Below are 21,418 nucleotides of genomic sequence, written 5' to 3'. Positions count from 1 at the left end.
ATGCGTTACGTTGATGAATACCGCGCGCCTGAGCAGGTGATGCAGCTTATCGGTCATCTGAAAACGCGGGCCACCCTGCTGGAGTATACGGCGCAAAAACCGCTGCGGATCATGGAAGTCTGCGGCGGGCACACCCATGCCATTTTCAAATTTGGCCTCGACCAGCTGCTGCCGGACAACATTGAGTTTATCCACGGCCCGGGCTGCCCGGTATGCGTGCTGCCCATGGGGCGCATCGACAGCTGTATTGAGATAGCCAGCCAGCCTGATGTCATTTTCTGTACCTTTGGCGACGCAATGCGCGTGCCGGGAAAAACGGGTTCGCTGTTGCAGGCCAAAGCGCGAGGTGCGGACATCCGGATCGTGTACTCGCCGATGGACGCCCTGAAGCTTGCAACCGATAACCCGGACCGCAAGGTGGTATTTTTCGGGCTGGGTTTTGAGACCACCATGCCCGCCACGGCAATCACCCTGCAGCAGGCCAAACGCAGCAACGTCACCAATTTTTTCTTTTTCTGCCAGCACATTACGCTTATCCCGACGCTGCGTAGCCTGCTGGAAGAGCCGGACAACGGCATTGACGCGTTTCTGGCGCCGGGCCATGTGAGCATGGTGATTGGTACCGACGCTTACGGCTTTATCGCTGACGATTACCATCGCCCCTTAGTTGTCGCTGGTTTCGAACCTCTTGATCTACTGCAAGGCGTCACCATGCTGGTTGAGCAGAAAATAGCAGCCCTGAGCGCGGTGGAAAATCAGTACCGCCGCGTGGTGCCGGATGCCGGAAATGAACGGGCGCAGCAGGCGATAGCTGACGTGTTTTGCGTTGAAGGCGACAGCGAGTGGCGCGGGCTGGGGTTGATTGCTGAATCTGGCGTGCGCCTGACGCCAGCCTACCGGTCGTTTGACGCAGAAACGCATTTCCGTCCACAGCCACAACAGGTTTGCGACGATCCCCGGGCCCGCTGCGGCGAGGTTCTGACAGGAAAATGCAAACCCCATCACTGCCCGTTATTTGGCAACACCTGTAACCCGCAAACGGCCTTTGGCGCGCTGATGGTCTCTTCCGAAGGGGCATGCGCCGCGTGGTACCAGTATCGCAACCAGGAGAGTGAAGCATGAAGACGGTTGAAATGGCGCACGGCAGCGGCGGTCTGGCGATGCAGCAGCTGATAAACCGGCTGTTTATGGAGGCCTTTGATAATCCCTGGCTCGCCGAGCAGGAAGACCAGGCCCGCATTGACCTCACTTCCCTCACCGCCCAGGGCGACAGGCTGGCCTTCTCCACCGACAGCTATGTGATTGACCCGCTGTTCTTCCCCGGCGGCGATATCGGCAAGCTGGCCGTCTGCGGTACCGCGAACGATGTCGCCGTCAGCGGTGCCATTCCGCGCTACCTCTCCTGCGGATTTATCCTTGAAGAAGGTTTGCCGATGGAGACGCTCGCGGCGGTGGTCAGCAGCATGGCGCACACCGCGCGCGAAGCAGGGATTGCTATCGTCACCGGCGATACCAAGGTGGTGCAGCGCGGCGCGGCGGACAAGCTCTTTATCAACACCGCCGGGATGGGGGCGATCCCCGCCGATATTCACTGGGGCGCGCAGCAGCTGGCCGTGGGCGACGTGCTGCTGGTCAGCGGCACGCTGGGCTGTCACGGGGCGACCATCCTTAACCTGCGCGAAGGGCTGGGGCTGGACGGGGAACTGCGCAGCGACTGCGCGGTGCTCACCCCGCTCATCCAGACGCTGCGTGCGATCCCCGGCGTGAAAGCCCTGCGCGATGCCACCCGTGGCGGCGTCAATGCCGTGGTGCATGAGTTCGCGGCCTGCTGCGGCTGCGGTATTGAACTTACTGAGCGCAACCTGCCCGTGAAGCCTGCGGTTCGTGGACTGTGCGAGCTGCTGGGGCTGGATCCGCTCAATTTTGCTAACGAAGGCAAGCTGGTGATAGGCGTTGAGCGCACCGCGGCCGAAGCCGTACTTGAACAGTTGCGGGCGCATCCGTCAGGAAAAGAGGCCGCAATCATTGGTGAGGTGGTTGAGCGCAAAGGGGTGCGCCTGGCCGGACTGTATGGCGTGAAGCGCACGCTGGAGCTGCCGCACGCGGAACCGTTACCCCGCATTTGCTAGAACCGCGCGAAAAGCGGTCGGCACGGAATTTATTTTTTTGCCCGTTTCTACTGGAAAGCACTATGCCGTATACACCGATGAGCGATCTCGGACAGCAGGGTCTGTTCGACATTACGCGAACACTTTTACAGCAGCCCGACCTGGGTGCGCTGAGCGATGCCCTGACGCGCCTGGTCAGGCAATCTGCACTGGCAGACAGCGCCGCCATTGTGCTCTGGCATAGCGGCAGCCATCGTGCGAGCTACTTCTCCACACGAGAAAACGGAAAAGCGTTTGAATACGAAGACGAAACGTATCTCGCTCACGGGCCAATCCGCCGTATTCTTTCCCGACCGGAAGCGCTGCACTGCAATTTTGAGGAGTTCCGCCAGGCCTGGCCCATGCTGGCCCGGAGCGCGTTATACCAGCCATTCGGCCACTACAGCCTGCTGCCGCTGGCGGTGGAAGGCCATATTTTTGGTGGCTGCGAGTTTATCCGCAATACCGACCAGCCGTGGAGCGAGGCGGAATATGAGCGTCTGCACACCTTTACCCAGATAGTGGCCGTCGTCGCCGAGCAGATCCAAAGCCGCGTCAGCAATAATGTGGATTACGACCTGCTGAGCCGCGAGCGTGACAACTTCCGGATTCTGGTGGCAATCACCAACGCCGTGCTCTCCCGTCTCGACATGGATGAGCTGGTCAGCGAAGTGTCGAAGGAGATCCATCACTACTTCAAAATAGACGCCATCAGCATTGCCTTGCGCGGCCATCGCAAGGGCAAGCTAAATATCTACTCCACCCACTATCTCGACGAAGCGAATCCGGCTCATGAGCAGAGCGAAGTGGATGAAGCAGGAACCCTCTCGGAACGGGTGTTTAAAAGTAAGGAGATCCTGCTGCTCAATCTCAGCGAGCAGGATGTGATGGCGCCTTACGAGCGGATGCTGTTTAACATCTGGGGCAACAAAATCCAGACTCTGTGCCTGCTGCCGTTGATGTCCGGTAACACCATGCTGGGCGTTCTCAAGCTGGCGCAGTGTGAGGAAGGGGTGTTCACCACCGCCAACCTGAAGCTGCTGCGTCAGATTGCAGAGCGTATCTCTATCGCGCTGGATAACGCGCTGGCGTATCAGGAGATCCACCGTCTGAAAGAACGGCTGGTGGATGAAAACCTGGCGCTGACGGAACAGCTTAACAATGTCGACAGCGAATTTGGTGAAATCATCGGACGCAGCGACGCCATGTACAGCGTACTCAAACAGGTGGAAATGGTGGCGCAAAGCGACAGCACGGTGCTGATCCTGGGCGAGACCGGCACCGGCAAGGAACTGATTGCCCGTGCGATCCACAATCTGAGCAACCGCAACAGCCGCCGGATGGTGAAAATGAACTGCGCCGCCATGCCTGCGGGTCTGCTGGAAAGCGATCTCTTTGGCCATGAGCGCGGCGCGTTTACCGGCGCCAGCAGCCAGCGACTGGGCCGTTTTGAGCTGGCGGATAAAAGCTCGCTGTTCCTCGATGAAGTGGGCGATATGCCGCTGGAGCTGCAGCCGAAACTGCTGCGCGTGCTCCAGGAGCAGGAGTTCGAACGTCTTGGCAGCAATAAGCTGATTCAGACCGACGTGCGGCTGATTGCCGCCACCAACCGCGATCTGAAAAAAATGGTCGCCGACCGCGAGTTTCGCAGCGACCTCTACTATCGCCTGAACGTGTTCCCGATTTGCCTGCCGCCCCTGCGCGAACGTCCGGAAGATATCCCGCTGCTGGTCAAAGCGTTTACCGCCAAAATTGCCCGTCGGATGGGACGCAACATCGACAGTATTCCTGCCGAGACGTTACGTACCCTTTCATCGATGGAGTGGCCCGGCAACGTGCGCGAGCTGGAAAACGTTATCGAGCGTGCGGTGCTGCTGACGCGCGGAAATGTGCTGCAACTCTCCCTGCCGGAGGTCTCTCTGCCGGAAACGCCCGTTACGGCGACCGACGTGGCTCAGGAAGGGGAAGATGAATATCAGCTGATTGTCCGCGTGCTGAAAGAGACCAACGGCGTGGTGGCCGGACCGAAAGGGGCCGCCCAGCGGCTGGGGTTAAAACGCACCACCCTGCTGTCGCGCATGAAGCGTCTCGGAATTGATAAAGAGAGCCTGATTTAAGGCGCATTCCGGCGGTGTTTTTTGACACCGCCTTTCATCACCCTGCGTTATTGTCCCTCATTGACACAAAATCGATTCCTCTGTATAAAATTCCGCCTTAATAATGAGTTTCATTTGCATCAAAAATAATTTTAATGAAGGGTAGCGTTTAATGAAGAAGGTCATCTGCGCGTTAGGCCTGGCGGTTGCGTCGGTCAGTTCTGCTCTGGCAACCACTTATCCTCTGACCATTGAAAACTGCGGTTATAAAGAGACCTTCACCAAAGCGCCGGAACGCGTTGTGGCCCTTGGTCAAAATACCGTTGAGATTTTGCTTCTGCTGGGTCTGGAAGATAAGGTAAAGGCCAGCGCCTTCTGGCCGACCAAAGTGCTGCCGCAGCTGGCGGAACAGAATGCCAAAATCAAAACGCTCACCGTCGAAATTCCTACCCTGGAATCTATCCTTGCGCAAAACCCCGATTTTGTTCCTGCACAATTGCCGCTGCTGCTCGGGCCAGAAAGTAAGGTCGCAAAACGTGAGGATCTGGCTACCGTCGGCGTGAACAGCTATTTATCACCGGGTATGTGCGCCACCAAAAAAGCCTCGGGCGATATGTACGGCAGCCGCCAGAAGCTGTGGGATATGACATATCTGTATAAAGAGATTGAAGATTTCGCCAAAATTTTCAACGTTGAAGATCGTGGCCAGGCCGTGATCGCCGATTTCAAAAAGCGGGAGGCAGACCTGCGTCAGGAGTTTGGCAAGAGCAAAAAAGACCTCTCTTTTGTCTTCTGGTTCTCCAGTTCATCCCCTTCTGCTGATGCCTACGTGGGCGGTAAGAACAGCGCCTCCGGGTTTATCGCAAACGTACTGGGTGGCCACAACGCCATTACCTCCGAGACCGAATGGCCAACCGTGGGCTGGGAAAGCATCATTGCCGCTAACCCGGATGTGATTGTGGTCTCAAGCCTCGACCGTAACCGCTGGGCGCTGGATAACGCGGAAGAGAAAATCAAATTCCTGAAAAGCGATCCGGCCGTCAGCCAGCTTGATGCGGTCAAAAAAGGCCATATAGTGGTGATGGACGGCCAGGCAATGAACCCGACGATCCGTACCATTTATGGCGCTGAACAGGTGGGCGAACAGCTCAGAAAACTGGGGCTGAACTGATGACGGCAGCCGTACTTCAGGCCCGGCAGGGCCTGTTCCTGACCACTTCCGCTCTGCTGGCTATTGTCCTGTTGTTTCTGGTGATAGCCCTTGGTGTAAGCGTCGGAGAGTTGTCGATTCCGCTGTCCAATGTCTTTTATGCTATCGGTAATAAGCTGGGGCTGACCGCGGTTCCGCTTAACCGCATCTACGAGAGCGTGATTTGGGACTTCCGCCTGAGCCGTGCGCTGGTGGCGGCCTGCTGCGGCGCGGGGTTGGCTATCTGCGGCGCGGTTTTGCAGAGCCTGCTGAAAAACGCGCTGGCTGAACCTTACGTGCTCGGCGTCTCTGCGGGAGCGTCCACCGGCGCGGTTTCCGTCGTGGTGCTGGGGATAGGGACCGGCGCGGTGTCACTCTCTGCGGGCGCGTTTGCCGGGGCATTCGCCGCCTTTGCGTTTGTCGCTTTTCTGACCAACGGCGCGCGCGGCGGCAACGAGCGCACCATCCTCGCAGGTGTGGCCGCGTCACAGCTTTTCAACGCTATCACCGCCTATACCATCAGCACCTCCGCCAGCGCGCAGCAGGCGCGAGATGTGATGTTCTGGCTGCTGGGCAGCTTCAGCGGGGTGCGATGGCCAGAATTTCAACTGGTACTGGTCGTGGTGCTGGCTGGCCTTGCCATTTGTCTTTATTACTCCCGGGCGCTGGATGCCTTTACCTTTGGTGATGACGCCGCCGCCTCGCTGGGGATTGCCGTTCCGTGGGTCCGCCTGGCGCTCTTTACCACCACCGCATTGATCACCGCAACCATCGTCAGCATGGCGGGCTCAATCGGCTTTGTGGGCCTGGTGGTTCCGCATATGATGCGCTTCTTCTTCGGCCCCCTTCATCGCACATTGCTGATTGCCAGCGCGCTGGCAGGTGCCATCCTGATGGTGCTGGCAGATATCGCTTCGCGTCTGCTGATTGCCCCGCAAAGTCTGCCGGTGGGCGTGGTGACCGCGCTGGTTGGCGTGCCGTTCTTTGCCGTGATCATCTACCGTTCAAGGAATAAGTGATGAGTATTTGCGCTGAAAATATTACCTGGAAGGTCGGCAAAAAGGTCATCGTCAATGACGTGTCGCTCAACGTGGCGCAGGGTGAAACGGTAGGACTGCTTGGTCCCAATGGCTGCGGTAAATCATCGCTTCTGCGCATTCTGGCTGGCCTGCGCCGCCCGGATGCAGGCTGTGTGACGCTGGACGGTCAGAACATCTCCCGCATCGCCAAAAAGCAGCTTGCGCGCCGGGTCGCCTTCGTTGAACAGCACGGCATGACCGATGCCAATATGCGCGTTCGCGATGTCGTCAAACTGGGTCGCATTCCGCATCACTCCCCGTTCTCAAACTGGAGCAAGCAGGATGACGAGACCGTCACCGCGGCCCTGCAGCGGGTGGATATGCTGGAAAAAAGCGATCAGGGCTGGCTGAGCCTCTCCGGTGGGGAGCGCCAGCGCGTGCATATCGCCAGGGCGCTGGCGCAGACGCCGACCGAAATTCTGCTGGATGAACCGACCAACCACCTGGACATTCACCATCAGATGCAGCTGATGCACCTGATAAGCGACCTGCCGGTGACCAGCATTGTCGCCATTCACGATCTCAACCATGCGTCAATGTTCTGTGATTCGCTGATTGTGATGCAGAAGGGACAAATCGTAGCCACCGGAACGCCACAGGAGATCCTCTCCGAGGAGCTGCTGTGGGACGTGTTTCGGGTGAAAACCAAAATCGAGATCTCGCCGTTCCATGGCAAAAAGCACATCCATTTTATGGTTTAGGCGTCACTAGAATGATGCCCCTGCGCCCTGCAACAACGCTCTGGCCGCCCGTCTTACTGGGCAGCCAGTTTGTGTTTAACATCGGTTTTTACGCGGTTGTCCCCTTCCTGGCGATTTTTTTGCGCGACGATATGCTGCTTTCCGGCGGGCTTATCGGGCTGATTCTGGGGCTGCGTACCTTTTCGCAGCAGGGGATGTTCATCGTCGGCGGTGCGCTCTCCGACCGCTTTGGTGCCAAAATCATTATCCTCTGCGGCTGCATCATCCGCGTTGCTGGTTATCTGCTGCTGGCGTTTGGACACGCTCTCTGGCCCATCATCCTTGGCGCCTGTCTGACCGGCATTGGCGGCGCGTTGTTCTCTCCCTCCATCGAAGCGCTGCTGGCAAAGGCGGGTACGCAAAGCGAGACTAAAGGGAAACGCAGCCGCGCTGAGTGGTTTGCGCTCTTTGCCGTCTGCGGTGAACTTGGCGCGGTGCTGGGCCCGGTTGCCGGGGCTTTGCTCACGGGGCTGGGGTTTCGCCAGGTGGCACTGGCTGGCGCGGGGGTCTTCGTCGTCGCGCTGATTGTGCTCTACTTCTGCCTTCCGGCTGCGCGACACAGCAAGCAGACACTCACTATTGTTCCCTGGTGGACGACCTTCCGTCAGCCGCGTTTTGTCGCTTTTATCATCGCCTACAGTTCGTGGCTGTTGAGCTACAACCAGCTCTATCTGGCGCTGCCGGTGGAGATCCAGCGCGCCGGCGGTAACGAGAAAGATCTCGGCCCCCTGTTTATGCTGGCCTCTGTGCTGATCATCACCTTGCAGCTTCCGCTGGCGCGTTTCGCCCGACGCGTGGGCGCGATAAGAATTTTGCCGGTGGGCTTTTTGCTGCTCTCGGCCTCCTTTGCGAGCGTGGCGATGTTCGCCCCGGCTGCGCCATCAGAGGGCTGGCTGCGGTTACTTCCGTCCGTGTGTCTTGTGACGCTGTTGACGCTGGGGCAGATGCTGCTGGTGCCCTCGGCAAAGGATCTGGTTCCACGCTTTGCAGAGGAGTCGACGCTTGGCGCGCACTACGGCGCACTCGCCACCGCTGGCGGTGTTGCGGTGCTGGCGGGAAATTTACTGTTTGGCAGTCTGCTGGATCGCGCCCTGGTGCCCTCACCTCAGGCAATGTATCCCTGGCTGCTGCTGGCCCTGTTCCCGTTATGCAGCGCGGTCGCCCTGAACGTCATTTGTCGCCCCTTCAGGGGCTGAAGCCGTTACTTTTTGGGGCGATACTTTTCCGGTAATTCCGGCACCGGACGACGATCGTCCAGCAGATGACGAACCGTCAGGATCGGGTGACGCCATAGCATGCGTGGCCCTGCCCAACGCATTATCTGCTTCATCTCTTCACGCCTGGCAGGCTGGTAGCAGTGTACCGGACACTGTTTACAGGCCGGTTTGTCCTCACCAAAGACACACTTATCCAGACGCTTATCCGCATAGGCGTTCAGCACCTGATAATGCCCCGCTTCCTGAGATGCCTCCGGGCACTGCTTTTCATACAGAGCGATCATTCTGGCGATCGTCTTTTTTTCTCGTGAAATTCGTTTACCAGACATAGCAGCTCACCGTTTGAAACATGCATCAATAATACCTTTTTATACCCTAATTTTCAGTTGTTGCATGTCGTTTTCTGAAGCCGCCTTCCACTATTAAGCCCACACTCGCCGTTTTTTACTGGTATTTTATACAGGCATTACGAACACACATTGCCCGTCGTTATGGAGGCTGTATGCAAGAGATCGCTATGACCAAACACTATCGCCACTTAAAAGTCGGTTATTTCAGAAAACGTCACGAAAACCGGAAAACCAAAATCCCGACACGCTACAGCGTACATGCGGCATTAAGCTTAAAAGGCGACTGGCTTGAGCAGGCAGGGTTTACCACCCACTCTCAGGTGCGGGTGGGCGTTGAACAGGGGAAAATTGTCATCGAACTACTGAAAGAAGATCTCAGCGAGAACAGAAGAAAATAGGACGCTTACCGACGGTAAATAGAAACCCTCTGGGCCCTTGTTTCAGAATGGTATAGTTCAATTTATGGTTCGGGTAAATAAAGAAATCAGGCAACACGTCGCCGAGCACGTTATCCGGCAGAGAATCTTCGTTAACGTCATGGATCTTAACGGAGGTAAACTGGAAAGAGTCCTTGTTTTCAGTCCAGATATAAGACACGTCTCTTCGGATAGACGCTATCGCCTTATCGTTTTTAAAATACGTACCGCCTACCGCGACAACACCGGTCTGCTTCTGCATGGTATACATAAAGTCCAGCGTAAGGTGTGCGCGGACATCCTCATGATAAACAACAACAGAAACTGAACAGGCTTCCGTATCATGTTTTTTTTCTAAGCGATAATGGTAAAGCCAGGACGCCAGTGCGCCCGCAGCAAACAGTAAGAGACACATTATGGCAGTGGACTTTTTAGTCACTGATTGTACCCCCTGAAATAAAGCGTAACGCACCCTGCATCTTCTTCTTGTTCATACGGTTTTCTGCAAATAAGTACCGAAAGTGCCGGAGCCGTACTGGTTGAGGAGAAATAGACCCACGGGTATTTTTTACAATCGAGCCCCGTTTGCATGATAATTTTTTTATAACGCGTGTAGTTTCCGATGCTTTTAATATCATCGTTTCGTGAGAAAAAATGGCACCCATTTTCGGTGCTGCTTATGGTGTAATCTTTAAAAAAATCTTTCTTTGAATAGTCATGCACGGCCAGATGGAGAATAAAATAGCCCAGCCCAAAAGAGAGGGCCATAAAAAGCAGTGGAAGATAGCGACGATAGTGATGACGCGGGGTCTTATCCTTCACCTGAACGGCAGCAGTTTCCGCAATAGCCTCTTTCGGGACGGTGACAGGCCGGGCTTCTGCTGTCGCGCTTTCTGATTCTGCTACGTCGTTTTCAATTCGGGCGACCTTAACTTCTTTTTTAATCTGGAACCCTTTTCTGGGTACCGTGGCAACCAGCGTGTCGTCAGTCTCTCCCGTCGTGCGCAACCCACGCCGGATAATGGAGATATTCTGATAAAGGGTATTGGCCGGAACTAACATTCCGTCTTCACCCCAAACTTTAGTGAAGAAATCCCTTTGATTAACCACTTCCGGGGCGGACTCTAGCAGGAGAACCAGGCAACGACTGGCTGGCGTGGTCAGAATGACGCTTAACTCCGGTCGGGCCATAGAGACAAGTAAGTTTTTCTCTGGACAAAATTTAATATTATCGTTAATTATCCAGAACATATGATACTCACTATGCAATAAACAGAATCAGAAAACTGTTGCCAGAGTTAGCAAGTATACTCTGCGAATATTCCTTGTCAAAGCAGTAAGTTATGGCGTTTGTTCAACAGTAACGCTGAAATAAAAATAATATGAGCATAATAGAATATTGTACCCACATCGAAGACAAATACGTTTCTGAAACAGAAAAAGAAAGGTTCACGTTATATTCTGACGCCTTTATTCCCGTTTACGTTTAATACGCAAGGAATATCGCGCGGTGTTCCTTTAGCGTTACCGGACCAGCGCGCCTGCCGCAATTGCGGCAAGACAGGCCCACGTCTTCAGCATCGCTGGAATCAGGTACGCATTTTAGTCGAAAGAGCCTGCACGTCTGTTTTCCTGTCCAGCAGAGTCCGTTATCATGGTCCGTGAACGATTCATGATAAGAAACGCAGGATGTCATGCGTTCCAATGAGAGAGTAAGAAACCTGACAATAAAAAAGACAACTCATTGAAATTGAAAAAAATGGACACGGTAACCTAATGAGTACACTTGAAAATTTCGACGCCCACACCCCAATGATGCAGCAGTACCTGAAGCTGAAAGCACAGCATCCGGAAATCCTGCTGTTTTACCGCATGGGCGATTTTTACGAGCTGTTTTATGACGATGCTAAACGGGCATCGCAGCTGCTCGACATCTCTCTGACCAAACGTGGCGCATCGGCAGGTGAGCCTATCCCGATGGCAGGCATTCCGCATCATGCGGTAGAAAACTACCTGGCCAAGCTGGTGAATCAGGGCGAGTCGGTGGCCATCTGTGAGCAGATCGGCGATCCGGCCACCTCAAAAGGCCCGGTAGAACGCAAGGTCGTGCGAATCGTCACGCCAGGCACCATCAGCGATGAAGCCCTGCTCCAGGAGCGCCAGGACAACCTGCTGGCAGCACTCTGGCAGGATGGTAAAGGGTTTGGTTACGCCACGCTGGATATCAGCTCCGGACGGTTTCGTCTGAGCGAGCCGGCTGACCGGGAAACCATGGCTGCCGAACTCCAGCGCACCAACCCGGCGGAACTGCTGTATGCCGAAGATTTCGCCGAAATGGCGCTGATCGAAGGTCGTCGCGGTCTGCGCCGCCGTCCGCTGTGGGAATTTGAAATTGATACCGCGCGCCAGCAGCTCAATCTGCAGTTCGGCACCCGCGATCTGATTGGCTTTGGGGTGGAAAACGCCCCGCGCGGGCTGTGCGCCGCGGGCTGCCTGCTGCAGTATGTGAAAGACACCCAGCGCACCGCCCTGCCGCATATCCGCTCTATCACCATGGAGCGCCAGCAGGACAGCATCATTATGGATGCGGCCACGCGCCGGAATCTGGAGATCACTCAGAACCTGGCGGGGGGCGTTGAGAACACGCTGGCATCCGTCCTCGATAACACTGTGACGCCGATGGGCAGCCGCATGCTGAAGCGCTGGCTGCATATGCCCGTCCGCGATACGGATACGCTCGTTTGTCGTCAGCAGACCATTGCCGCGCTGCAGGATCGCTACACCGAGCTGCAGCCCGTGCTGCGTCAGGTGGGCGATCTGGAGCGTATTCTGGCTCGCCTGGCGCTGCGCACGGCACGGCCTCGCGATCTTGCACGGATGCGTCACGCCTTCCAGCAGCTGCCGGAACTGCGTGCTCAGCTGAGTGACGTTGACAGCGCACCGGTTCAGAAACTCCGCGAAACCATGGGTGAGTTCGCTGAACTCCGCGATCTGCTTGAACGCGCGATCGTTGATGCGCCGCCGGTTCTGGTCCGCGACGGGGGCGTCATTGCCCCTGGCTATAACGAAGAGCTGGACGAATGGCGCGCGCTGGCTGACGGCGCAACGGATTACCTCGACAAGCTGGAGATCCGCGAGCGCGAACGTCTCGGACTCGATACCCTGAAAGTTGGCTATAACGCGGTACACGGTTACTACATTCAGATCAGCCGCGGACAGAGCCATCTGGCGCCGATTCACTATGTGCGTCGCCAGACGTTGAAAAACGCTGAGCGCTACATCATTCCTGAGCTGAAAGAGTATGAGGACAAAGTTCTCACCTCGAAAGGCAAAGCGCTGGCCCTGGAAAAGCAGCTTTACGACGAGCTGTTCGACATGCTGATGCCACACCTCGCGGACCTGCAGTTAAGCGCAGGTGCGCTGGCGGAGCTGGATGTGCTGGTGAACCTGGCAGAGCGCGCTGAAACGCTGAACTATACCTGCCCGACCTTTACCGATAAGCCCGGCATTCGCATTACCGAAGGCCGCCATCCGGTGGTGGAGCAGGTACTCAACGAACCGTTTATCGCCAACCCGCTGAGTCTGTCACCGCAGCGCAGAATGCTGATCATTACCGGTCCGAACATGGGCGGTAAAAGTACCTATATGCGCCAGACAGCACTTATCGCGCTGCTCGCGTATATCGGCAGCTACGTGCCGGCGCAAAAAGTGGAGATTGGCCCCATCGATCGTATCTTCACCCGCGTGGGTGCGGCGGACGATCTGGCCAGCGGTCGTTCCACCTTCATGGTCGAAATGACTGAAACCGCCAATATCCTGCACAACGCAACAGAACACAGTCTGGTGCTGATGGATGAAGTCGGACGCGGCACCTCAACCTACGACGGACTGTCGCTGGCGTGGGCGTGTGCCGAAAGCCTGGCGAATAAAATCAAGGCCATGACGCTGTTCGCGACGCACTACTTTGAACTGACGCAGTTGCCGGAGAAAATGGAAGGCGTGGCAAACGTCCACCTGGATGCACTGGAGCATGGTGATACTATCGCCTTTATGCACACGGTGCAGGATGGTGCGGCGAGCAAGAGCTATGGTCTGGCCGTCGCGGCGCTGGCGGGTGTGCCTAAAGAGGTGATTAAACGCGCGCGTCAGAAACTGCGCGAGCTGGAAAGTCTGTCGCCGAATGCAGCCGCCACCCAGATTGATGGCACGCAGATGTCGCTGCTGGCTCCTGCGGAAGAGACCTCCCCCGCCGTTGAAGCGCTGGAGAATCTCGATCCAGATTCCCTGACGCCGCGTCAGGCGCTGGAGTGGATTTATCGGCTGAAGAGTCTGGTGTAGTTCTCTGCGATCTTTGCCCGGTGGCGCTGCGCTTACCGGGCCTACGGGTTTTGTAGGACGGGTAAGGCGAAGCCGCCACCCGGCAAAACAGACCGCACGATGTTACCGCCCGGTAAGCGTAGCGCCACCGGGCTTTTTTTTTACAACAATGGCGGAATGGTTGGCACCTGCGGCGCCTCATCAATATCCTTCTGCGTCATGCGGAACGCTTCCGGATAATGTTCACGGCTGGTACGACGCAGCGGCTCGGTATCGCGCCAGGTATACAGACAGTGCTGGCACTGATAAACCGTCCAGACCCCTTTCACCGGTGATGTGGCCATCACCTCAATATGCTCATCGGCACAACGTGGACAAATCATCTTTTCCTCCTTATTGACGTGCTGCCAGCATCGCGGTCAGCTTTTCAGCCCAGGCTTTGGTTTCAGGTAAATCCTGCACCGGCTGGCTGTAGTGACCGCGGTTATCCGGCGCGACAGGCGTGGTGGCATCAATAATCAGCTTGTCAGTGATCCCTGCCGGGCTGGAGCCCGGGTCGAGCTCAAGAACCGACATGTTCGGCAACTGCACCAGATCGCCTGCCGGATTCACTTTCGAGGACAGCGCCCACATCACCTGCGGCAGGTTGAACGGATCCACGTCTTCATCCACCATGATCACCATCTTCACGTAGCCCAGACCGTGTGGCGTGGTCATGGCACGCAGGCCAACTGCGCGGGCAAAACCGCCATAGCGTTTTTTGGTGGAGATAATCGCCAGCAGGCCGTGGGTGTACATGGCATTCACCGCCTGGACTTCCGGGAACTCTGCTTTTAACTGCTGATACAGTGGCACACAGGTCGCCGGCCCCATCAGGTAGTCAATCTCGGTCCAGGGCATCCCCAGATAGAGCGACTCGAAAATCGGTTTGGTGCGGTACGAGACTTTATCAATTCGCACTACCGTCATGTTGCGCCCGCCGGAATAGTGCCCGGTAAACTCACCGAACGGCCCTTCGATTTCACGTTTACGGCCTTCAATCACCCCTTCCAGGATCACTTCTGAACCCCACGGCACATCGAAACCGGTCAACGGTGCCGTGGCAATCGGATACGGGCTTTCACGCAGCGCCCCGGCCATTTCATATTCGGATTGATCGTATTTCAGCGGCGTCGCACCCATCAGGGTGATTATCGGGTCGTTGCCCAGAGTAATCGCCACCGGCAGATCTTCACCGCGCTCTTCGGCTTTATGCAGATGCAGGGCGATATCGTGCATCGGCACTGGCTGCAGGCCGAGCTTACGTTTGCCCTTCACCTCCATACGATAAATACCGACGTTCTGCTTGCCGAAGTGGTCCGGGTCGAGCGGATCGCGCGACACGACACACGCTTTGTCGAGATAAAAGCCCCCGTCCCCGTCGTTCAGACGGAACAGCGGCAAAATGTCGAACAGGTTGATGTCTTCGCCGTCTACCGTATTCTGCGCCCACGCAGGATCGGCGCGCCGCTCGGGCGTAACCGGGAATTTATCCCAGCGGCGAATGAATTCGTCGATCTGCTTTTTTACCGGCGTATTTGCAGGCAATCCCATGGAGATAGCGTGGTTTTGCCAGGAGCCGATGGTGTTCATCACCACCCGGGCATCGGTAAATCCGCGAATGTTATCGAACCACAGCGCAGGTGCGCCGTCACCAATTCGTCCCGTCGCGTTGGCGGCCGCCGCCAGATCCGGTTCCGCATTGACCTCTTCTTCAATTTTCAGCAGTTGCCCTTGCTCATCGAGCGCCTGCAGGAAGCTTCTCAAATCATCAAATGCCATCTTTATTCTCCTGTGAAAAATGTTTCGCCGCCTGCAAACCGTTCCAGCGACGCGCTTTTGTATGCTCCAGACCAAACTGGTCGAGCACGCGGGTCACGATGTGTTGGGTGATGTCATCGGCGGTTTGCGGGTGGTTGTAATACGCAGGCATGGGCGGCACCATCGCCACACCCATGCGAGAAAGCGCGAGCATGTTCTCCAGATGAACAGTGCTGAGCGGCGTTTCACGCGGGACCAGCACCAGCTTGCGCCCCTCTTTCAGCACCACGTCTGCCGCACGGCCCACCAGCCCTTCGGCATAGCCCGCGCGGATCCCCGCCAGCGTTTTCATACTGCAGGGAATGACGATCATGCCGTCGGTGCGAAACGAGCCGGATGAAATGGTGGCGGCCTGATCGGCCGGGCTGTGGACAACATCAGCCAGGGCGGCGACATCCTGCGCGGTATAAGGCGTTTCCAGCTCGATGGTGGTTTTTGCCCATTTCGACATCACCAGATGGGTCTCGACCTCCGGCATGTCGCGTAACGCCTGCAGTAAAGCCACCCCCAGCGGAGCACCTGTTGCCCCCGTCATTCCGACTATCAATCTCATTCAGCACCTCAATCAATTCGTTCGCATACGAACATATTGAGTAAACTACTCCCGGAACGCCTGCCTGACAAGATCGTTCGCATACGATCACACTAAATGCTAAAAACTGCTGCGTTAAAATCACAGGCAATAGCGGCTATCATAGGGGGAGAATTTTTTCGTCGGAGTGTTCATGGAACTGAGACAAGAAGCGTTCCACCTTTTACGTCAGCTTTTTCAACAGCATACGGCCCACTGGCAACATGCTTTACCGGAGCTGACCAAGCCACAATATGCGGTGATGCGCTCTATTGCCGAAAATCCGGGAATCGAACAGGTCGCCCTGACGGAAGTGGCGGTAAGCACAAAAGCGACGCTGGCCGAAATGCTGAGCCGCATGGAATCACGTGGGCTGGTGAAGCGCGAACATGATCCTGCGGATAAGCGCCGCCGGTTTGTCTTCCTGACGCCTGAAGGTGAAGCCCTGCTTGCAAGCTGTAAACCGGTCGGCAACGAGGTGGATGAGGCGTTTTTAGGGCGTCTCAGCAAAGATGAGCGGGAACAATTTACGGCACTGATCAAAAAGATGATGCACGATTAGTTCACGCGGGCACGCATAAAATCAATAAATGTCCGGACCTTAGCGGGCACATGCTGGGCATCCGGATAAACGGCATAGATGCCCTGCTGAGCAAAGGTGTATCCCGGTAAAAGCGATACCAGATCGCCCGAATTCAGTGCGTTTCGCACCAGCCACTCCGGCAGCAGCGCCACTCCACATCCCGCATGTGCGAAAGCCATCAGCGCCTGGGCGCTATCGGCGTACAGGCGCGAGGCTTTTTTAATCTCAAAGGCAACCAGATTGCCATCCGCATCTTTCACCTGCCAGTGCAGCGGCGAAGGTAAACGCTCGTGAACGATCCATTCTGCCTGGGCCAGGTGTTCGAGAGATTCAACCGGATGGTTAGCCAGCCACCCGGGGGCGGCAACCGGCAGGATCGAAAAGTGTGAAATCAGGGCGGCGTGGTAGCGCGAATCAGCGAGTGTTCCCAGCCGGATGGCGACATCAAAGCGCTCCGAGATGAGATCGGCATGCTGAGACGACGAAACATGACGAACGCGAAGGTCCGGGTGCTGCTGGCTAAATTCGGCCAGCAAAGGCACAACCACCTGCGAACCGTACTCGGGCGTGGTGGTGATCCGCAATTCCCCGGTCAGGCCGGCATGGTTAGCGCGAACGTCATCCTGCAGGCGTTCAGCCTCCTGTAAAAGCCTGACGCTTCGCTGATGAAAAAGCACGCCCGCCTCGGTTAACGTCAGGCGACGGGTGGATCGCAGCAGCAGCGTGACTCCCAGCTCATCTTCCAGCTGGCGAATATTGAAGCTGACCACGGCCTTTGTCAGCCCCATCGACTCTGCGGCGGCAGTAAAACTGCCCGCATCCGCTACCGCTACAAACATCGCCGTTCGCTGGAGATTCAGCATCGTTAACCTTCATTATTGTCAAAATAGTTTTGACAGTATATCGCGAATTGTTGCGTTTATCGGCACCGGACAAGCCGATACGATACGCCCCTCACCGGAGGATCCACCATGACGTATCGCAGCAAAGTCGCCGTAGTCTATCTGCTGGGCTTTTTTCTTGATTTGATCAACATGTTTATCGCCAGCGTCGCCTTTCCGGCAATGGCGCAGACCTATCACGCCACGCCCTCTGCACTTGCCTGGGTCAGTAACGGGTATATTGTCGGCCTGACGCTGGTGATCCCGTTCAGCAGTGCCCTGACGCGCCGCATCGGGGCAAAGCACGTCATCCTTCTCTCGCTGGTTCTCTTTAGCGTAGCCTCCACCGCGGCAGGCTTGTCTGCCACACTTGAAACGCTGATTGCCTGGCGGGTGCTGCAAGGCGTGGGCGGTGGCTTATTGATCCCCGTAGGGCAGGCGCTGACCTGGCAACAGTTTAAAGCGCATGAACGCGCCAGGCTCTCTTCCGCCGTCATGCTGGTTGCACTGCTTGCCCCCGCATGCTCACCTGCGTTAGGGGGCCTACTGGTTCAGGCTTTAAGCTGGCGGTGGGTATTTTTTGCTACCCTCCCGGTTGCTCTCCTGACCTTTGCATTGGCCTGTCTGTGGCTTAAGCATGAAATGCCAGCGATAAAAGCAAACCGACTGCTGAACCTGAGTTTGATCGCCGATCCGCTTCTGCGCGTTTCCATGATGGTTTATGTATGTGTCCCCGGCATGTTTATCGGAATAAACGTCACGGGCATGTTTTATCTGCAGAGCGTGGCCAACATGACGCCAGCCGCGACGGGCATGCTGATGCTGCCGTGGTCTCTGGCATCGTTTATGGCCATCACCGCAACGGGCCGTTACTTTAACCGTGTCGGCCCCCGACCTCTGTTGATCGCGGGATGCCTGCTTCAGGCGTCAGGTATTCTGCTTTTGCTCAACGTCAGTGCGACCACGGGCACGTTGCCAGCGACCGTTGCGTTTGCATTAATGGGCGCAGGAGGCAGCCTTTGCAGCAGTACGGCGCAGAGCAGCGCATTTCTGACAACGCGTCGGGAAGAGCTGGCTGATGCCAGCGCGCTGTGGAATCTTAATCGTCAGCTGAGTTTTTTTACGGGTGCCTTTCTGCTGGCACAGGTGCTGGATCTGGCCCAGAGGTATTTGCCCCCCGTCGCCGCGTGGCACGGGATGTTTCTGGTTGCTTCGGCCATCACCCTGGTGCCCGTCATCTCTGTATTTCGTCTTAACAACCCGCAGGTGCTTGCACAACTGCAACAGGAGAAACCATGACGCCTTTCGAACACGACATCATTGATATTCATATCGCACTGGAAAGCTGGCTGGGTGCCGGTGAAGGTCATGTTGATGCCCTGCTCGCCCGTTTCCAGCCTGACTTTCTGATGGTTCCCCCGACTGGGGCGCATTTAAACCATGACGCCCTTGCCCGTTTTCTGCACGCCCAGCGTGGAAGCCGACCCGGCCTGAAAATCATCATTGATGAGTTAGCCACGATTCAGTCATGGGATAACGGTGCGGTACTTCATTATCGGGAGACGCAGACCCGCCCGGACCAGCCCGTCAACGTACGCTGGTCAACCGCGGTGCTCAATCGGGAAGGCGAGACGATCAGCTGGCGTCTGCTGCACGAAACAGCGCAGCCGTAAGAGATTAAAAAAGGCCCGTCTCACGACGGGCCTTTTTCTGACGAAAGGTTGCTTATTCGCGGAACAGCGCTTCGATATTCAGACCTTGCCCCTGCAGAATTTCACGCAGGCGACGCAGACCTTCAACCTGAATCTGACGAACACGTTCACGGGTCAGGCCAATTTCACGGCCGACGTCTTCCAGTGTCGCAGCTTCATACCCCAGTAAACCGAAACGACGTGCCAGCACTTCACGCTGTTTGGCGTTCAGTTCGAACAGCCATTTAACGATGCTCTGTTTCATGTCATCGTCCTGCGTGGTGTCTTCCGGACCGTTGTCTTTCTCATCGGCCAGGATATCCAGCAGCGCTTTTTCGGAGTCGCCACCCAGCGGGGTGTCAACCGAGGTAATGCGCTCGTTGAGACGCAGCATGCGGCTTACGTCATCAACCGGTTTGTCGAGTTGCTCAGCAATCTCTTCTGCGCTTGGCTCGTGGTCCAGTTTATGGGACAACTCGCGCGCGGTACGCAGATAGACGTTCAACTCTTTGACGATGTGAATCGGCAGTCGAATCGTACGGGTTTGGTTCATAATCGCCCGTTCGATGGTCTGACGAATCCACCAGGTCGCGTAGGTGGAGAAGCGGAACCCACGTTCAGGGTCAAACTTCTCTACTGCGCGGATGAGACCTAAGTTGCCCTCTTCAATCAGGTCCAGCAGAGCCAGACCACGATTGCCGTAACGACGGGCAATTTTCACGACCAGACGCAAGTTACTTTCAATCATGCGACGGCGCGAGGCAACATCACCACGCAAAGCACGACGTGCGAAATAGACTTCTTCTTCGGCCGTTAACAGTGGGGAGTAACCAATCTCCCCAAGGTAAAGCTGAGTCGCGTCCAGTACACGCTGTGTGGCACCCTGCGATAACAGCTCTTCTTCAGCCAAATCGTTATCACTGGGTTCCTCTTCTACTAAGGCTTTTTCGTCAAAAGCCTCTGCTCCGTTCTCATCAAATTCCGCATCTTCATTTAAATCATGAACTTTCAGCGTATTCTGACTCATAAGGTGGCTCCTACCCGTGATCCCTGAACGAGACACCCTGGCTGGCATGCCCCGTCAATTTATCGCTGCGGCAAATACTGCAGCGGGTTTACGGATTTCCCCTTGTAACGAATTTCAAAATGCAAGCGTGTAGAACTGGTTCCGGTGCTACCCATGGTAGCGATTTTTTGCCCCGCCTTAACTTCTTGTTGTTCCCGGACCAGCATTGTGTCGTTATGGGCGTAGGCACTCAGGTAATCATCGTTATGTTTGATGATGATAAGATTACCGTAACCGCGCAGAGCGTTACCGGCATACACAACGCGTCCGTCTGCGGTCGCGATGATAGCCTGTCCCTTACTTCCTGCGATATCGATCCCTTTGTTCCCTCCTTCGGAGGAAGAGAAGTTCTCGATAACCTTACCGTCAGTTGGCCAGCGCCAGGTTGAGATTGGCGAACTGGAACTCATACTGCTGGCAGTCGGTTCAGTAGAGCTAACCACAGGTGCCGTAGCCGGTGCTGTGACAGCAGTCGCAGTCCCTTTATTATTCGGCAACATTTTGTTAGCAGTCTGATCACCTGAATCTTCAGAATACGTAATTACAGGTTGTGAAGCAACCACCGTGGTGGATTTTTGTGCAGGCTTAACGCTGTTATTTTGCGCGGTCACATCCGCTGCAGAAACGGTGTTACCAGGCGTAAGCGGCGTACCCGTCGCGTTGCCCACCTGGAGCGTCTGCCCGACTTCCAGCGCATACGGTGCCTGGACGTTGTTGCGCTGCGCGAGGTCACGGAAATCGTTCCCGGTGATCCACGCGATATAGAACAGCGTATCGCCACGTTTCACGGTATAAGTGCTGCCGCCGGTATAGCTGCCTTTCGGAATGTTCCCATACTGACGGTTATATACTATGCGGCCATTTTGGGTCTGAACAGGTTGTTCGACTGGCTGAATCTGTGTTGGCTGTGTAACAGGTTGTTGCACAGGCTGAATCTGTGGTGTTTGCTGCGGCGCAGCAGTACCCATTTTAGGCGGCGGCGTGATCAACATTCCGCTGGACGTGTTACCGGAGCCGCTGGTTCCGCCGACGGAACTGACAGGCGCAGGTGCATTGTTAGAACTCGTACAGCCTGCCAGCCAGAGCGAAACCAGTGATAATGCCGCAACACGGCTGATGGTGAATTTAGGGCTTCCCGCGCTCATTTATCCCCCAGGAATGTGTTAACTACCAGTGACTTAAAATTAACCGTGATGGCACGACTCTTTCGCGCCA

General features: G+C 56.1%; 21 protein-coding genes. 12 read left to right on the top strand and 9 right to left on the bottom strand.

Annotated elements, in window-relative coordinates:
* From hypD to EKN38_RS07350, 7 genes are all read left to right on the top strand, one after another.
* Positions 1-1,122, top strand: coding sequence for a hydrogenase formation protein HypD (hypD, locus tag EKN38_RS07380; protein WP_014833059.1), 1,122 nt, complete (start codon positions 1-3; stop codon positions 1,120-1,122).
* Complete coding sequence (gene hypE, locus EKN38_RS07375; RefSeq protein ID WP_014833060.1) at positions 1,119-2,129, top strand: hydrogenase expression/formation protein HypE; 1,011 nt, start codon at positions 1,119-1,121, stop codon at positions 2,127-2,129. Before hypD ends, hypE begins: the two co-directional genes overlap by 4 nt.
* A 62-nt stretch (positions 2,130-2,191) precedes the next feature.
* The gene (gene flhA / locus EKN38_RS07370; protein ID WP_014833061.1) at positions 2,192-4,264 is read left to right on the top strand and encodes a formate hydrogenlyase transcriptional activator FlhA; all 2,073 of its coding nucleotides are present in this window, start codon (positions 2,192-2,194) and stop codon (positions 4,262-4,264) included.
* Positions 4,265-4,415: 151 nt separating this feature from the next.
* Positions 4,416-5,414: an ABC transporter substrate-binding protein gene (locus EKN38_RS07365; protein ID WP_014833062.1), complete on the top strand. Its 999-nt coding sequence runs from the start codon at positions 4,416-4,418 to the stop codon at positions 5,412-5,414.
* Complete coding sequence (locus EKN38_RS07360; RefSeq protein ID WP_014833063.1) at positions 5,414-6,451, top strand: FecCD family ABC transporter permease; 1,038 nt, start codon at positions 5,414-5,416, stop codon at positions 6,449-6,451. The genes EKN38_RS07365 and EKN38_RS07360 overlap by 1 nt, the downstream gene beginning before the upstream one ends.
* Positions 6,451-7,212, top strand: a complete 762-nt coding sequence (locus EKN38_RS07355) for an ABC transporter ATP-binding protein (protein ID WP_014833064.1) — start codon at positions 6,451-6,453, stop codon at positions 7,210-7,212. Before EKN38_RS07360 ends, EKN38_RS07355 begins: the two co-directional genes overlap by 1 nt.
* Before the next feature lie 14 nt (positions 7,213-7,226).
* Positions 7,227-8,447 (top strand): MDR family MFS transporter, encoded by a 1,221-nt coding sequence (locus EKN38_RS07350; RefSeq protein ID WP_043951796.1) that lies wholly within the window; start codon positions 7,227-7,229, stop codon positions 8,445-8,447.
* Between the two features lie 5 nt (positions 8,448-8,452).
* Here the strand turns inward: EKN38_RS07350 and EKN38_RS07345 are convergent, their stop codons facing one another.
* Positions 8,453-8,797, bottom strand: a complete 345-nt coding sequence (locus EKN38_RS07345; protein ID WP_014833066.1) for a nitrous oxide-stimulated promoter family protein — start codon at positions 8,795-8,797, stop codon at positions 8,453-8,455.
* A gap of 173 nt (positions 8,798-8,970) precedes the next feature.
* Here EKN38_RS07345 and EKN38_RS07340 point away from each other — a divergent pair, with 173 nt between their 5' ends.
* Positions 8,971-9,216 carry a SymE family type I addiction module toxin gene (locus tag EKN38_RS07340; RefSeq protein WP_014833067.1) on the top strand — a complete coding sequence of 82 codons (246 nt, stop codon included), beginning with the start codon at positions 8,971-8,973 and terminating at the stop codon, positions 9,214-9,216.
* Here EKN38_RS07340 and EKN38_RS07335 read toward each other — a convergent pair.
* Positions 9,194-9,673 (bottom strand): hypothetical protein, encoded by a 480-nt coding sequence (locus EKN38_RS07335; RefSeq protein ID WP_072095008.1) that lies wholly within the window; start codon positions 9,671-9,673, stop codon positions 9,194-9,196. The two genes, EKN38_RS07340 and EKN38_RS07335, sit on opposite strands and share 23 nt — an antisense overlap.
* Positions 9,670-10,485: a transcriptional regulator gene (locus tag EKN38_RS07330; RefSeq protein ID WP_043951688.1), complete on the bottom strand. Its 816-nt coding sequence runs from the start codon at positions 10,483-10,485 to the stop codon at positions 9,670-9,672. The genes EKN38_RS07335 and EKN38_RS07330 overlap by 4 nt, the downstream gene beginning before the upstream one ends.
* Positions 10,486-11,010: 525 nt before the next feature.
* Here EKN38_RS07330 and mutS point away from each other — a divergent pair.
* Positions 11,011-13,572 carry a DNA mismatch repair protein MutS gene (mutS, locus tag EKN38_RS07325; protein ID WP_047361432.1) on the top strand — a complete coding sequence of 854 codons (2,562 nt, stop codon included), beginning with the start codon at positions 11,011-11,013 and terminating at the stop codon, positions 13,570-13,572.
* Between the two features lie 140 nt (positions 13,573-13,712).
* On the opposite strand, the gene EKN38_RS07315 is transcribed toward mutS, so the two are convergent.
* Genes EKN38_RS07315 through EKN38_RS07305 form a run of 3 tightly spaced genes read right to left on the bottom strand, consistent with a single transcriptional unit; the run spans position 13,713 to position 15,964 of the window.
* On the bottom strand, positions 13,713-13,934 hold the full coding sequence (locus EKN38_RS07315) for a non-oxidative hydroxyarylic acid decarboxylases subunit D (protein WP_003862116.1): 222 nt from the start codon (positions 13,932-13,934) through the stop codon (positions 13,713-13,715).
* 10 nt (positions 13,935-13,944) lie between these two features.
* Positions 13,945-15,372 (bottom strand): non-oxidative hydroxyarylic acid decarboxylases subunit C, encoded by a 1,428-nt coding sequence (locus EKN38_RS07310; protein WP_014833071.1) that lies wholly within the window; start codon positions 15,370-15,372, stop codon positions 13,945-13,947.
* Entirely contained in the window at positions 15,362-15,964 is a 603-nt protein-coding gene (locus tag EKN38_RS07305; protein WP_014833072.1) for a non-oxidative hydroxyarylic acid decarboxylases subunit B, read from the bottom strand. The genes EKN38_RS07310 and EKN38_RS07305 overlap by 11 nt, the downstream gene beginning before the upstream one ends.
* A gap of 172 nt (positions 15,965-16,136) precedes the next feature.
* Here EKN38_RS07305 and EKN38_RS07300 point away from each other — a divergent pair, with 172 nt between their 5' ends.
* Entirely contained in the window at positions 16,137-16,544 is a 408-nt protein-coding gene (locus EKN38_RS07300; RefSeq protein WP_014833073.1) for a MarR family winged helix-turn-helix transcriptional regulator, read from the top strand.
* Here EKN38_RS07300 and EKN38_RS07295 read toward each other — a convergent pair.
* A complete protein-coding gene (locus EKN38_RS07295; protein WP_014833074.1) occupies positions 16,541-17,428 on the bottom strand; it encodes a LysR family transcriptional regulator in 888 nt (295 codons plus the stop codon). The genes EKN38_RS07300 and EKN38_RS07295 overlap by 4 nt on opposite strands.
* 108 nt (positions 17,429-17,536) lie before the next feature.
* Between EKN38_RS07295 and EKN38_RS07290 the strand changes: the two genes are divergently transcribed.
* Positions 17,537-18,745 (top strand): MFS transporter, encoded by a 1,209-nt coding sequence (locus EKN38_RS07290; RefSeq protein WP_014833075.1) that lies wholly within the window; start codon positions 17,537-17,539, stop codon positions 18,743-18,745.
* On the top strand, positions 18,742-19,119 hold the full coding sequence (locus EKN38_RS07285; protein WP_014833076.1) for a DUF4440 domain-containing protein: 378 nt from the start codon (positions 18,742-18,744) through the stop codon (positions 19,117-19,119). Before EKN38_RS07290 ends, EKN38_RS07285 begins: the two co-directional genes overlap by 4 nt.
* Before the next feature lie 52 nt (positions 19,120-19,171).
* On the opposite strand, the gene rpoS is transcribed toward EKN38_RS07285, so the two are convergent.
* Together rpoS and nlpD are read right to left on the bottom strand one after the other, a co-directional pair.
* On the bottom strand, positions 19,172-20,164 hold the full coding sequence (rpoS, locus tag EKN38_RS07280) for an RNA polymerase sigma factor RpoS (protein WP_013098493.1): 993 nt from the start codon (positions 20,162-20,164) through the stop codon (positions 19,172-19,174).
* A gap of 59 nt (positions 20,165-20,223) precedes the next feature.
* Positions 20,224-21,348 (bottom strand): murein hydrolase activator NlpD, encoded by a 1,125-nt coding sequence (gene nlpD, locus EKN38_RS07275; RefSeq protein ID WP_014833077.1) that lies wholly within the window; start codon positions 21,346-21,348, stop codon positions 20,224-20,226.
* Between the last annotated feature and the right edge of the window lie 70 nt (positions 21,349-21,418).

The sequence above is a fragment of the Enterobacter sp. WCHEn045836 genome (genome assembly GCF_003965585.1).
Classification (GTDB): Bacteria; Pseudomonadota; Gammaproteobacteria; order Enterobacterales; family Enterobacteriaceae; genus Enterobacter; species Enterobacter dissolvens.
The sequence above is the reverse complement of the archived record's forward strand: the minus strand, read 5'-3'. Positions and strand labels throughout refer to the sequence as shown.